Annotated in this window: 12 protein-coding genes; 10 read left to right on the forward strand and 2 right to left on the reverse strand. The window is 59.6% G+C overall.

What is annotated here, in order from left to right; all coding sequences use genetic code 11:
* Positions 1-8: 8 nt before the first annotated feature.
* On the reverse strand, positions 9-671 hold the full coding sequence (locus tag PVW48_RS17725; protein WP_093454917.1) for a L,D-transpeptidase: 663 nt from the start codon (positions 669-671) through the stop codon (positions 9-11).
* 531 nt (positions 672-1,202) lie between these two features.
* Positions 1,203-2,273, reverse strand: a complete 1,071-nt coding sequence (locus tag PVW48_RS17735) for a hypothetical protein (protein ID WP_093454918.1) — start codon at positions 2,271-2,273, stop codon at positions 1,203-1,205.
* A gap of 226 nt (positions 2,274-2,499) precedes the next feature.
* Here PVW48_RS17735 and PVW48_RS17740 point away from each other — a divergent pair, with 226 nt between their 5' ends.
* The 10 genes from PVW48_RS17740 to PVW48_RS17785 all read left to right on the forward strand — a co-directional run.
* Entirely contained in the window at positions 2,500-3,381 is an 882-nt protein-coding gene (locus tag PVW48_RS17740; protein WP_274582280.1) for a recombinase family protein, read from the forward strand.
* 134 nt (positions 3,382-3,515) lie between these two features.
* Entirely contained in the window at positions 3,516-4,709 is a 1,194-nt protein-coding gene (gene repA / locus PVW48_RS17745) for a plasmid partitioning protein RepA (RefSeq protein WP_274582281.1), read from the forward strand.
* Positions 4,693-5,622 (forward strand): plasmid partitioning protein RepB, encoded by a 930-nt coding sequence (repB, locus tag PVW48_RS17750; protein ID WP_274582282.1) that lies wholly within the window; start codon positions 4,693-4,695, stop codon positions 5,620-5,622. Before repA ends, repB begins: the two co-directional genes overlap by 17 nt.
* Before the next feature lie 213 nt (positions 5,623-5,835).
* Complete coding sequence (gene repC, locus PVW48_RS17755) at positions 5,836-7,047, forward strand: plasmid replication protein RepC (protein ID WP_274582283.1); 1,212 nt, start codon at positions 5,836-5,838, stop codon at positions 7,045-7,047.
* Between the two features lie 1,202 nt (positions 7,048-8,249).
* On the forward strand, positions 8,250-8,735 hold the full coding sequence (locus PVW48_RS17760) for a hypothetical protein (RefSeq protein WP_274582284.1): 486 nt from the start codon (positions 8,250-8,252) through the stop codon (positions 8,733-8,735).
* Between the two features lie 40 nt (positions 8,736-8,775).
* A complete protein-coding gene (locus tag PVW48_RS17765; RefSeq protein WP_274582285.1) occupies positions 8,776-9,714 on the forward strand; it encodes an ArdC family protein in 939 nt (312 codons plus the stop codon).
* Positions 9,715-9,737: 23 nt separating this feature from the next.
* Positions 9,738-9,947: a DUF6330 family protein gene (locus PVW48_RS17770; RefSeq protein ID WP_274582286.1), complete on the forward strand. Its 210-nt coding sequence runs from the start codon at positions 9,738-9,740 to the stop codon at positions 9,945-9,947.
* Positions 9,948-10,034: 87 nt separating this feature from the next.
* Positions 10,035-10,424: a DUF3768 domain-containing protein gene (locus tag PVW48_RS17775; RefSeq protein ID WP_274582287.1), complete on the forward strand. Its 390-nt coding sequence runs from the start codon at positions 10,035-10,037 to the stop codon at positions 10,422-10,424.
* 157 nt (positions 10,425-10,581) lie between these two features.
* Positions 10,582-12,564, forward strand: coding sequence for a ParB/RepB/Spo0J family partition protein (locus tag PVW48_RS17780; protein WP_274582288.1), 1,983 nt, complete (start codon positions 10,582-10,584; stop codon positions 12,562-12,564).
* A gap of 74 nt (positions 12,565-12,638) precedes the next feature.
* On the forward strand, positions 12,639-13,128 hold a 490-nt coding region (locus PVW48_RS17785), incomplete at its 3' end, for a regulator (protein WP_274582289.1).

The following is a 13,128-nucleotide window of genomic DNA, read 5'->3' on the forward strand; positions in this document are numbered from 1 at the left end:
GCGCTCCCTCAGCTGCGGGCTGTGACGCTGTCCTCTGCCGAATACAGGTGAGCTGTAGAGCCGAGTTCTACATTCGGATAGAGATCGTTGATGTGGGCCATGACCATCCGCACGCAGCCTGAACTCGCGCGACCGCCGATGCTTCTCGGGTAGGGTGTGCCGTGGATCCGGAGATAGGTGTCGCGATCCCCGACATAGAGATAGAGTGCCCGTGATCCGAGAGCGTTTTCCGGCCCTGGTTCCATCCCATCGGCCCATTGTGCGTTCACGGGATCGCGTTCGATCATGTTTTGTGTTGGCGTCCAGTGCGGCCACCTGACCTTGCGCTTGATGGTATAGACACCTGGCTCGTAGAGGTTGCCCCGCGCGATCGCCACGCCGTAGCGCATCGCGGTTCCACCCTCTTCAATGTGGTAGAGATATCGCGCGACCGCATCGACATGGATATCTCCCGGCACGAGACCGTCCTTCGCGACGACTCGTTGCGGCAGGAACCGCAGGTGCAATCCCCATGGGTTGGAAGTCTCGGCAACATAACCCTGAGGCGTCACCTGTGCGTCCCATTCAGCCTTCTGAGCCTCGGTGGGCCAAGTGTCGGCAAAAGCCATACCGGGACCGGTCACCGAAAAAAGCGCCGTTGTTGTCTGAATGAAGTGTCGTCTTGTCAGCATTTCGTACCCTTTCGGTTCTCACCGGCGATTGATGGCAAGAACGGTATGTGTTCTCCTTGAACAGATAGGACTTCTAGTGGCTAGAGGTTCAAGGGCAAATTTTCGTAAGTAAACATGCGATCCTTGCAGTTTCCAGTTTGCTAGGGAGGAGAAAACTGCTCGCACGATACCTGGTCCGAAGTTGCGCAGCGACAATTCGTTAAGTCGCAGATTGTCTGGAAATTTAGGCACAGCGGCTTCGATATCGCGACCATGAGATCGGGAACGTCACGGCACAGGGAACTTACGCCACTCGCAAATGCTACGATGCCATCTCTGGCTCCGGCTCTCATTCCGTTATTTCGCCCCGTTACAACCTTCACCCACTGGAGCTTCAAGCGATCAATTGTCACAAAAACGTGAGACGAATGGCTAACGAACGCTTTGGGCTGGAAAAGCCTTGTCGCATTCGAACGGAAAGTGGCTTAAACGATCATCTGGGGCGGCACTAAAGCGTGCCAGGTCAAGCCGGTGTCAGCCTCGACAAATGACCTATATTAGGTCAGCTTTCCACATGCGATACCTCCCGTGCCCCGTCACCTCGCGGATCAAACCGCTTGCCTCCATCCATGCGAGATTGCGCTGAACGGCGGCGCGGCTGGCTCCGGTCATGGCCTCAGCCATCGGGGCGGAGACCAAGGGCCATTCCGTGAAAACCTTTCGCAAGGCAACCGGCGTGCGGCCAGATAATTGCGCCATGACGTTTTCTGCCCGCCCGATCCACACTTCAATATCATCAAGTGTTCGCATCGCCGTTAGAATTGCGCTGTTCATCCCATCCAACCAGCGGGCCAAACGCTCGGGTGGCAAGCCCGAAACGCGCAGCCCCCCGGCCCCGGCCATAGCGAGCGGCGCGAAGATGGCACCGCTTCCATCGCTGGTCGCGATCCTGGACGCGGTGACGGCAGCTTCGATCTGGTCGCCGTGGCGTCCGAGGCCCGCCAAGCTCCACAGGTGATACCCCATGCACGCCCGCGTGATCGGGTGGAGACCCTTTGCGGCTGCCATGACGTCCAGCCACCCACCCGCGCGATCCTCGAAACGCTCAGCGCTGTCTTCAATGTTCTCGGGATCGCGGCGATCCAGGAAGGCGGCCAAGTCAGCTTTCGGTCCAGGACCGCCTGTTAGGCGCCGAACAGCCCATCCAACTCTTGCCAGTGCATTTGGGTCATCCTGTGCACCTGACAGCCGCATCGATATCCAGAGCGCCAGACGATCAGAACTCACCCGATCCCCTGCGAACCAGCTGAGATCCGCTGCCTCGATAAGAGCGAGGCGATGCCGCCAGCCTTCCGGGCCACGCAGCAGCCGGTCATCCAGAGCTCCCAGGCGTCCAGCCACTCTTGCCAGTCGCGCAGCGTGAACGCCTTCTGCTTTTGCCCAGTCTTCGACGACAGCAGTGTCGGGCGGTTCCGCCCGTGGCCCTGGAGGCAAATCATCCGGTTCTTCTTCAAGTGACCTAGGTAGAAACCAGAGATCGTCTTCGTGAGCCTCTTCATCCTCCTCGATGGTGATAAGGGGGTCGTCGTAATCATCAGTCAAAGAAGAGGCTTGCGTCACCATGTGTGCAAAATACTGATTTTTTGCACATTGCCCAGGCGTTTTCGTGGCCGCTGCCTGCGCCCTTTATATAGTACGAGCGCGCGACTGCAGGTGAAACCTCTCAGATCGCTTTCAGCGCAAGGAAACCAAAGGTTTTTGGACGAGCACGACGAGAGAGCACCTACTTGCATTTGTTTACAAACGGTCGTTTAATGGCGGTGTCTTAAATTGCAAACGGCCCGTTTTCATGCCGCTGATAGGCTACGCCCGTGTTTCCACAGAGGATCAAACCCCCCTGCCCCAGTCTGAGGCCCTGCAAACTGAGGGTTGCGTCGAGATCTTTGAAGAGCACGCCTCGGGCGGCAATCGCGCGCGACCGGTGCTGGCACGCGTGCTCGAACGCGTCCAGAGCGGCGACACACTGGTTGTCGTGCGAATTGATCGGCTTGCGCGGTCTCTGTCGCACTTACTGGAGGTGATCGAGCGTCTGGAGGCCAAGGGAGCCTTCTTCCGCTCGCTGCAGGATCCAATCGACACCGCCTCCCCTCAAGGAAAATTCACATTGCAGGTTCTGGGCGCGGCGGCGGAGTTCGAACGCGCGCTGATACGTGAGCGCACGAAGGCCGGGCTTGTCTCTGCGCGCGCCAAGGGCCGCGTTGGCGGCAATCCTGGGCTTCGCACCAAAGACCCCGCCGCGCTGCGCAAGGTGCGGCTGGCACGACAGGACGGCTACATGGAGCGCCTGAACGAAACCGCGCAGGACTGGGTGCCCCACGTGCGACGCCTGCGGCCGGAAATGGCCTGGGAAGATGTTTTGCGAATCATTAATGGCCCCCTGCCCCACGACCGGCACTGGACCCAAAGCCGCCTACTCCGTGCTGTGAAAGCCTATGTCCGCGACGGGTTTCTACCAGATGCAGTGCTTGGCCGCGCCGGACGCCGCGAAACCGATGACCGCCTGCCGGCTATCGTGGCTGCCATCAAAGGCTCGGACCCCGAAATAACACTGCAGGCGATCTGCGACCGGCTGGAATCGATGCGTGAGCGCACCCCCCGAGGGCGCACTAGCTGGCAGCCGTCTTCGGTCAAAATGCTGCTTGAGCGTGCGGAAAAGTTGGGACTCCTCTGAACACGACACTTGTGTTGGCCTAACGGATTGCCACTAAATCTAGAAAGTGCTTGCACGAATCTGGCTGCTCGGGCAATAGTCTCGAAAAATAACGCGCGGTCACATAAAAAACGCGCCCACGGATCGGGGCAGACATGAGCGAAGCAGAACAGGATCTAGATATCGCCATCGGGCACTACGCGGAACTTCTCGCGTCGAACCTGCATGCTCAGCGCGCTGCACATTTCCCACCAGATGCTAAGAAGGTGATGCGCACTTTGACCAGCGGCGAAGCTGCTGAGCTCCTTGGCGTCGACCATACCTATCTTCGGAAGCTTCATCGAGAAGGAAAGATCGTTGACGTCGAGACGACGGCTGGAAGTCATCGCCGCTATACGCTCGACGATATCTGGGAAATCCGGCAGACGCTTGAAGGAAACGCAAAAAAGGCTGGAACTTACGTGCCTGGACGTCGCGACGGTGACGAGCTTCAAGTCATTTCAGTGGTGAACTTCAAGGGCGGGTCCGGCAAAACGACGACGTCTGCTCACCTCGCTCAGCGCTTGGCGCTCAAGGGGTACAGGGTTCTTGCGATCGATCTCGACCCCCAAGCATCTCTTTCGGCTCTTCACGGAATCCAGCCAGAACTTGACCTCATGGAGGGCGGAACCCTCTATGATGCCGTTCGCTATGACGATCCGGTTCCGATCGCCGAAGTGATCCGCAAGACTTACATCCGCGGCCTTGATCTTATCCCGGGCAACCTTGAACTCATGGAGTTCGAGCACGAGACGCCTGCTGCAATTCAGCGAGGCGGAGCGAAGGCGTTCTTCGCGAGAGTTCATGACGCACTCGATAGTGTTGAAGCGAACTACGACGTTGTTGTGATCGACTGTCCGCCGCAGCTTGGCTTCCTGACCATGTCTGCCCTATCCGCGTCCTCAGGGGTCTTGGTTACGGTCCACCCGCAGATGCTCGACCTCATGTCCATGTCGCAGTTCCTGCGGATGACGGCCGACCTGTTGGGCGTGATCCGCGATGCAGGCGCCAACCTGCGGTTCGATTGGCTGCGCTTCTTGCCAACGCGATACAAAGTCGGCGACGCACCACAGACCGAAGTCATCGCCTTCATTCGCGGGCTCTTTGGGAGGTCGGTCCTGACCAATCACATGGTTGAGTCGACCGCAATTTCTGATGCCGGCTTGACCAAGCAAACGCTCTACGAAGCTGACAAGAAGGACTTCACGCGTCAGACGTTTGATCGTGCGATCGAATCTATGAACGCAGTGAACGATGAGATCGCTGAAATCATCCAGAACACATGGGGGCGGAATGGCAAGAAAGCCTAAACTTGGCCTGCCGCTGCAGACCCTTCGCAACGCTCCTGACGCTCTTGAAGGGCGCCGACTGCGTGGCGGTGTTTTTGAGATCGATCCGGCGCAGATTGTTACCGAAGGACGGTTGGATGACAGGCTTCAGATTGAAGTTGAGGGCCTGAAGAACTCTATTTCCAAGAACGGTCAGCGTGTGCCTGTCTTGGTCCGCCCACTGGAAGGCGATCGCTACAACCTGATCTATGGCCGCAGACGCTTGGAAGCATGTCGCGAACTCGGTATCAAAGTTCGAGCCATCGTCACGGAGGTTGAAGGTGATCAAGCGCTTCGAGATCAGCTTCTCGAGAACCAAGAGCGTCGTGATCTGAGCTTCATTGAACGTGCGCTTGTAGCGACGGCGCTTCTAGACGGTGACCATTTGGAAGGGGCTGAGCGCACCAATCGTGGTGTCGCCGAAGTCCTTAACCTCCACGAAGCTGGGGTTTCACAGCTCTTGAGTGTCGTTCGGACAGTCGGCGAGGATCTCGTCCAGGCAATTGGTGCAGCTCCTGGGATTGGTCGCCCGAGATGGGAAGAGCTCAAAAAGGCTTTGGCTGCCTACGACGGTGATCGGGACCAACTGCTAGCCATAGCTCATGCAGCCAAGTCCGAAAGTTTCGGCTCGGTCGATGAGGTTTCTGAGCGTGCGTTTCTCGCAGTTCTGGCAGCTGCGAAGAGCGCAGAGAAGAAAGCAAGCCCGTCTAAAAAAGGAATGCCTGCTTTGGCGATCCCCGGTGTTGGAGCTGCGACGGTCAAGACCGGCCGCCAAGGCAAGCAGCTCAAACTTGATCTAACTACGGATGAACCTGATTTTATCAGCTGGTTGGAGGGCAACGCCCCAAAGCTGATTACCGAGCTTCATGAGCGCTGGAAGCGTTCAGGAGACTGAGGAAGAGCAACCAACAAGAAGGAGGCACGATACAGGCAAAAAGAAAAAGGCCCCGAGAAGCTAGCTTCACGAGACCTTTGTAAGGTTTCGCACCGGGATCAGCCCGCTACAAAATCTCAGTTTTCGCACTTCTGAATGTAGCGTTCTGGCCCCTACCCCGCAAGCGCAAAGCGATTCGCGGGCCCTAGAATTTTTGTCTTCGTGGACATTTTCATGGAGTACACACCAATCTCGCCGTTTATGCGGCCGATTTCGCACGCCCATTTGCGCGTGATCGAGCGACCCGAGGCATCTGTTCCAGCCAGACCCGTTAACAAGTGGGAACTCCTGCGCGAGCTCTCCAAGGCGCAAACGGCCTTTGGGGTCTCGGAACGTGATCTGACTGTTTTGCAGGGGCTCCTCAGCTTCTTTCCAGACGATGCGCTTGGCGGGAACGCCGAGATGGTCGTCTTCCCCTCGAACAAGGCGATCTGTGAGCGCCTGAATGGTATGCCCTGCTCCACGATGCGTCGTCACCTCGCGCGTCTGGTCGAGGCTGGCTTGCTCCAGCGGCGTGATAGCCCCAATGGTAAGCGCTACGTCCGCAAGCACGGCGAAGACCGCGTTGCCTTTGGCTTTGATCTTTCCCCGCTCTACTGTCAGTCCGAGGAGATCGCACGGGCCGCAGAGGCTGTACGTGAAGCTGAGGAGCGCATCAGGCGCCTGAGAGAGGTCGTAAGCCTCATGCGACGCGATCTCGCGGCCCTCGCGGAGTACGGAGGCGAAATGCAGCCAGGCCTTGGCCTCTGGGATCAACTTCGTGACAAGGCGGTCCTCACATCTCGCGCACTTCGCCGCAAGCTTTCAATTGAGGACCTCGCGGCCTATCGAGCCGATCTTGAAGCCCTTCTCGACCAGGCACGCAACGTCATTGATGGCCCTGAAACAGAAGAAATGAACACCAATGATGCCCAATCTGAGCGTCACCATCATAATTCAAATAAAGAATCTATAGATCTTGAACCTGCTTTAGAAAAAAGCGAGGTGGTGGCGGGTGTGCCAGATGTGGACACGGATGAGCTTGTGGCTGACGTCGATGAACAGGACACAAGACACCTACCAAAGATCCCGCTCCACCTAGTGATCGCGGCATGTCCCTCGCTCAAGACCTTCTACCAAGGTGAGCTCCGGCATTGGCATCAGCTTTTCGATGCGGCGTGCCATGTGCGCCCAGCCATGGGCATCAGTGCGTCTGCATGGGAAGAAGCACAGCGGTTCATGGGTCCGGAGCAAGCGTCGATCGTCGTTGCTGCCATGCTGGAACGCTTCGCTGACATAAGATCACCCGGTGGATACTTGCGAGCTCTGACTGCCAAAGCTGCGGCAGGCGAGTTTTCTTGTGGCCCAATGGTCATGGCATTGATTGGCCGGCGGAACGCGGCTTAACAGCTGTTAAACTCCAATCGCGTGCGGCTGGCATGGCATAACTTAACAGCTGTTAAGTTGGCTCTCGGCAGACAAACGGTGTTCGAGAGAGAAAAGTTAGGGGATGAGGTGTGGCGGTATTTGAGATCGTGAAAGTGGCTTTCGCCTTCGTCTCGGCGAAGATCGGATGACGAAGGCATCCCGATCATCATGGTAAAACCTCAGCTGGTGACCATCGCGGCTAGTAGCGCAAAGGCGGCTAGCGAAGAACACACAGAGCGTTGCGCTGCAGCCAACCTAGCAGTTGCGCGCCTCCGCGGCCCTGCCCTGTTCGATGTCTGTGATCTGATGATAAATACCCTCAACAATTGGCTCTACTCTATCCGGCGCCTGCTGGTAGCGATTTGGATCCTGGCCTCGGATATTCGCTTGGCCTTCATCGGTGCCAATGCCTGAGAGGTCCGTTGTGGATGTCTGTTGCATGGTATCGTGGCTAAGGGCCGTAGCGCACAAGGAGCAGACGATCGATGGTTGCCAAAACCGTTTGACCAAGGACTCGATCCTCGAATTCCCGCGCGCGGGGAAGGGAAGTCGGTAACTTCTCAGTCACTTCGATAATGGCGACATGGCCAGCGAGGCAATCGGTTCCTCGAGCGCACCAGCTGATTGCCCGCAGTCCCGCGTTCCGCTGATTTAGTCGTAGTAGACGACAAGGAAATCGCAGAACAGCGGGTGCAACTCAATCTCTTGATTTCATGACACCCGAATTCTTCAAAAGAGCGCTTTGATGTTGGCTGCGGAATGATCTGATCCATCCGGTGGATGAAAACGATTTAATAACAATAGGTTATTGTATTTTTTAGTGTTCGCGATGAGAAATCATGCGTGTAATAGCCATCATCGACATGGTTTCCCTTTCCAGGGTGCCGATCCGCTACATCGGCGGGAAGCCAAAGCATCAGCACGCTTTGCAAAGAAGTTGGCAGGTGCGGGCCGAATGAGCGGTTTGGGCTATCTCGTGAAGAAGAAACCGCCACAGGTCTAGCCGATGGGCCCTGTGGAAGTTCTGATCCCTTCGTACCAGTGCAGTTCGGTGGCGGTTAGGTGTTTCATGGGTTTGGTCAACGAAAAGTAAAAGTGCTCTTCGGGTTCTGTGACTGACGGATGAGGGCCTTTGGGGTCCCTCAGATGGGTCCGGGCCGGGTTCCGGTCTGCCGTTCCTGATGAAGGGCATTCCCATGCAAACAGGTGTCTTGCGCGTGCTCCGCGCAACCGCAGCCTCTTGGTGGCGACATAGAGAGCTGCGCCGAACCGGCGAGAAGGATCTGGCACGGCAGCTCGAGCGGACAGCCGTTCTCCGCGATCTCGGCTATCTCAAGCAGGCCGCGTCATTGCCAAATGCGCATGTGATCTGCGGAGACGGCGGGACATTCCTCCATCTCGGTTGGACCACCGTGTCGACTCTCGCGCCTATCGAGCGCTTCCCCCTAGCCGTGCTTGCGGTCGCACGAGGGACGCCCCTCATCGATATCCGGCCCATCACCGATGTCTTCGCCTTCGCGAACCTGCCGCAGGTGAGGCGGGACGGATCGGTCAACCCTGAGCATTCGGGTGTCGGCAGGTCTGTCACGCTGTCCACCTACATCGACATGGTCGAAGAGCTCGGCGCAAGCATCACCAACGATCCGCGCCCCTGTCGGTCAACCTAGTCACCACTCCCTCTCATCAACACTCGAAAGGAGGCCAGCCATGGCCCGATCCCGCACGCCCAAATTCGATGCCTCCGAGGTCATCACAAACGAAATCATCCGCATCATCGAGCGCGGCGTTCTGCCGTGGCGCAAGCCCTGGACGGCAGGAGGCAGTTCTCGCCCCCTGCGCGTGGGCGGTGAACCCTACCAGGGCGTGAACAACTTCCTGCTGACCATGCGCACCGTGATGGCGGGCCACAGCTCGCCCTTCTGGATGACGCTTCCGCAGCCCAATGCTTTGGATGCAAAGGTTCGCAAGGGCGAGAAGTCCTCTGTCGTTGTCTACTACGGCCAAAGCCGGAAAGACGCCGGCGGCGAGGATGATCAGGAGGAGAGCGATGATCGGTCCGAGGAGGCCCGCATCTTCCGCTTCCAGAAATCCTACCGCGTGTTCAATGCCTGCCAGATCGAGGGCCTGCCCGAGAGCTTCTATCCAGACCCCGAGCCAGTGCCTGAACATCCGCCGTCCGAGCCCATCCCGCACATGCAGGCGTTTTTCGACGCCATCGACATCACGACCGTCTTCACGGGGACGGAAGCCTACTACCTGCCGCCCGTGGACAAGGTCTTCATGCCGTCGATCGCGCGTTTCGAGAACCCGCGGAATTTCTACGGGGTCTGGGCGCATGAGCTCGCCCATGCCACCAAGGCACGGCACCGGCTGAACCGCGATTACGGCCTCTCGCGCTTCGGCAACACGGCCTATGCCCGCGAAGAGATCGTCGCCGAGCTGACCTCGGTGTTCCTTGGCCAGACGCTCGGCTTTACGGCCCATACGCTCGAGATGAACGCGGCGTATCTCTACAATTGGCTGCGCGTTCTGCGCTCGGACAAGGGCGCCATCTTCAAACACGCCGCTGACGCGCAGCGCGCCTGCGACTACCTGATCGCACGGTCGGAGGCGGGTAGGGCAGCGCGCAGCGCCGAGGCTGCCTGACCACAGGGAGAACGGAGACGCCCATGTCACGCAAGGAGCCCAAGACGCTGCGAGTGGCCTGCTTTGAAGATGGCCGCCGCAAGATCATCACCTTCAAACGCGGTGCCTATTGGTGGAGCCCATCCGAGAGCGCCTATCCACTCTCGGCAGCGCTCGAGACCATCAAGGAACGCGGTGGCTGGGTCGAGACCATCCCCAACCCGAATTACAGACCCAAGGGGCTGTTCGGGTAGGGCACCTTCTGCTTCGGTTCCTCCGCCCCGCGGAAAAGAAAAAGCGGGCTTTGAGATGGGTGTTTCAACTTCTCAAAGGAGAGCCCTATGACCATCACCGCTCAATCCCAGACAGACCGTCCGGATCCGACCGTGATCGCTGCCCAAAACGATGCGTTCCGCAAGCTCGCCTGTCTCGGTGTGCCGCCCGCGCAGCCCATCCAGGGCCGCATGCATGTCACCCGCTCGCTCATGGAGGCCGATGACGGCTTCATGGCCGAGGCGGTGAAGGCAACCGGTGAGTTTGCCACATTCGAGCCGGAGAATGACCCCGAAGGATGGCACGATTTCGGCGCAGTCCAGATCCGGGGCGAGACCGTGTTCTGGAAAATCGATCTCTACGAGGCGGATTCCGACTTCCGCTACGGGGCCGAGGCCCCGGACAATCCCGCCACCACCATGCGCGTGCTGACCATCATGCTGGCGCGCGACTGGTAGGGCAGGGGGCACCTCCAAACCTGATACCTCAAGCGATGAAGGCCCGCTGCCCCCAAAAAGGCAAAGCGGGCCTTTTGTCGTGGTGATCCCCGAAGCCGGGGATTGGTCACGCGCATAAACGCGCGGGCCGCTCCAAATCCATCGAGAAGGATATCCCATGACCGCAAGTTTCAAACCCGTTTCTGTCGCCATCGGCGATCTGACTGCACATCCCGCCAATGTGCGGAGCAACTCGCCGGAAACATATGACCCCGAGAACATCGCGCATCTGAAGGCCAGCATCGCGGTGCTGGGTCTCCTCCAGCCGCTCCTCGTCCAGAAGATCGACGGCAAATATGCCGTACTCGCCGGCGGGCGCCGTCACGCTGCCCTGAAGGATCTGGTCGTCGACAAGGCCGCCAAAGGCTTCACCACGAAAACCAAGGTCGACTGCCGCCTCGTGCCCGAGGATTGCGACGTCACCACGGCCCTGTCGCTCGCCGAGAACATCACGCAAGCCCCGATGAACGCTATCGACGAGTTCGAGGCTTTCGCCCGGATGATGGAGGTCGATGGACAGACGCCCGAAACGATCGCCAAGACATTCGGCACGACGGTGGCCGCCGTGAAAGGCCGGTTGCGCTATGGCCTGATCCACCCCGACATCCGCGCGGCGGCCCGAGCCAAGACGATCACGCTCGACACGATGAAGGCCTTCGCCGAGCATCCGAGCCAGGACGTGCAGCGCGAGGTCTTCGGGTCCCTCACGAAAGACGGCGGTTATCTGCACGCCTATACGGTGCGCCAGGCGCTCAAATCCCGTGGCGTGCAGGTCAGCGACGCTATCGGCGCCTTCGTGCGCGCGGACTACGAGGCACGCGGCGGGGCGATCGCGGCGGACCTTCTGGAAGAGCATTCGGTGCTCGAGGATGCCGCACTGGTCGAGACCATCCTGCTCGAGAAACTCACGGCTGCCGCCGAGGAGGCCCGCATGAGGCTGGGCTTTGCCTGGGCCGATGCGATGGTCCGCTATGATTACGCGGCCATGGCCGACTATGGCCGCGTCTATCCCGGCCCGATCGAGCCGGATGAGACCGCCCAGAAGCGCATCGATGAGATCACCGTCGAACTCGAGAAATTGCAGCTCGAAATGGAGGACGAGGGGCTCGAAGACGACGCCTACAACGCCCTTTACGAGCGCGTGGACACCTTGGAAGAGGAAGCGCGCGATCTGCAGGAGGCCTACAGCGCCGAGGACCTGGCGCGATCTGGAGTGATCGCGTCGTGGCAGGGTGGTCAGACTACGCTCCATGTTGGCCTCGTTCGCCCGGAGGACACCGCGAAAGAGGAGGGCGGGCGTGGCTCTTCAAGCAACCGAACGGGCGAGGAGGCCCCGGACCCCGGCGAGATCACCTACCCGGCCTCGCTGTCCGAGGACCTCAAGACCGAGCGGGCAATGGCCCTTGGCGCCGCGATGGCGCTGCATCCGGAGGCCACGCTCGATCTGACGCTCTTCAAGCTGGTGAGCGACGTTCTGGGTCGCGGCATGAGCGTCACGCAGGCGATCAAGGTAGAGGCTCGCAAGGAATACCGCAGCCACGCCAAGATGGACGAGATCGATGGCACCTCGCTTGAGCAGGCGGCGGTGGCGCATGATGCGCTTGACCTCTCGTGGCTCGATGACACCCGCCCGCCCGCGGATCAGTTCGCGGCGTTTCGCGCGCTCGAAGCGGGTGAGAAGGCCAAGCTTGTGGCTTATGCGACGGCCAGCACCACGCAGTCCTGTTTTGCCCGGGACCGGCAGCGTGACAGCCTGATGCATGCGTTCGAGATCGAGATCATGCCCGACATTCGCGCGTATTGGACGCCGAATGCGGCGCTGTTCAATCGCTTCAAGAAGGCTTGGCTCCTGAAGATCCTCGGCGAAGATCTGGGTCTCGCCCAGGAGGCGGTGACGCTGGCCTCTTCGAGCAAGAAGGAGATCGTCGCCTTCTGCGACAAGCTCTTCGCCGAGCCCTTCGCCACGCTTACGGACGCGCAGCGCGCCGCCGTGGCCGCCTGGTGCCCGCCGATGATGCAAACCGCCGGTTTCGCCTGTGATGACACGGCGCCCACTGCGGAAACCCCCGTCCCTGACAGCGAAGTCGCGCAAGCGGCCTGACGCATCAAGCGACCCGCGCGAGGCGCAATGCCTGCGCGGGTCGATCCTTCCAAACCGAACGGAAAGACATCCCCATGGCTATTCTCAAGTTCTCTGCCTCCGCCGTTGCGGCGCAGATCGCTCATGCGCGCGCCTGCAAGACCTTCCTGCCCAACTGGAACGGGCCCGTGGACAGGCCCGCCCTGATCCTCATCGTCGGCAATGGTGTGCATCTGCGCTCGAACGGCATCGACGGCACGACCACCCGCATCGTCACCACCGAGCAGGCCGATCCCTCCTTCGCCTTCGCCGACGGCATGAACCCGTTTCGAGACAGCGACTGGATGGCGCAGCGCCGCATGGCGTTTCGCGATCTGACCGGTCAGTTCTACACTGACATCCTCGATGATGTGCAGGTGCTCATCGACCGGGGGCGGGGGGCCATCCGGCTCGCTACCGATGGCCACAGCATCCGCGTCTTCGTGCGCCGGGCCTCGGACTATCTCATCGGCGGAACCTACGAGGTGCCCTCGGGTCTTGGCGGCACCTTCCGGGTCATCCTCAAGGATGCCTGCGACACCTTCG

The organism is Dinoroseobacter sp. PD6 (assembly GCF_028807315.1).
Classification (GTDB): domain Bacteria; phylum Pseudomonadota; class Alphaproteobacteria; order Rhodobacterales; family Rhodobacteraceae; genus Dinoroseobacter; species Dinoroseobacter shibae.

Excerpts from the sequence above, each read along its gene's own strand:
- PVW48_RS17775 (WP_274582287.1), top strand. The coding sequence starts at position 10,035 with ATGACCATCACCGCTCAATCCCAGACAGACCGTCCGGATCCGACCGTG.
- PVW48_RS17735 (WP_093454918.1), bottom strand. The coding sequence starts at position 2,273 with ATGGTGACGCAAGCCTCTTCTTTGACTGATGATTACGACGACCCCCTT.
- repC (WP_274582283.1), top strand. The coding sequence starts at position 5,836 with ATGGAGTACACACCAATCTCGCCGTTTATGCGGCCGATTTCGCACGCC.
- PVW48_RS17740 (WP_274582280.1), top strand. The coding sequence starts at position 2,500 with ATGCCGCTGATAGGCTACGCCCGTGTTTCCACAGAGGATCAAACCCCC.
- PVW48_RS17780 (WP_274582288.1), top strand. The coding sequence starts at position 10,582 with ATGACCGCAAGTTTCAAACCCGTTTCTGTCGCCATCGGCGATCTGACT.
- PVW48_RS17770 (WP_274582286.1), top strand. The coding sequence starts at position 9,738 with ATGTCACGCAAGGAGCCCAAGACGCTGCGAGTGGCCTGCTTTGAAGAT.
- repB (WP_274582282.1), top strand. The coding sequence starts at position 4,693 with ATGGCAAGAAAGCCTAAACTTGGCCTGCCGCTGCAGACCCTTCGCAAC.
- PVW48_RS17760 (WP_274582284.1), top strand. The coding sequence starts at position 8,250 with ATGAAGGGCATTCCCATGCAAACAGGTGTCTTGCGCGTGCTCCGCGCA.
- repA (WP_274582281.1), top strand. The coding sequence starts at position 3,516 with ATGAGCGAAGCAGAACAGGATCTAGATATCGCCATCGGGCACTACGCG.
- PVW48_RS17725 (WP_093454917.1), bottom strand. The coding sequence starts at position 671 with ATGCTGACAAGACGACACTTCATTCAGACAACAACGGCGCTTTTTTCG.
- PVW48_RS17765 (WP_274582285.1), top strand. The coding sequence starts at position 8,776 with ATGGCCCGATCCCGCACGCCCAAATTCGATGCCTCCGAGGTCATCACA.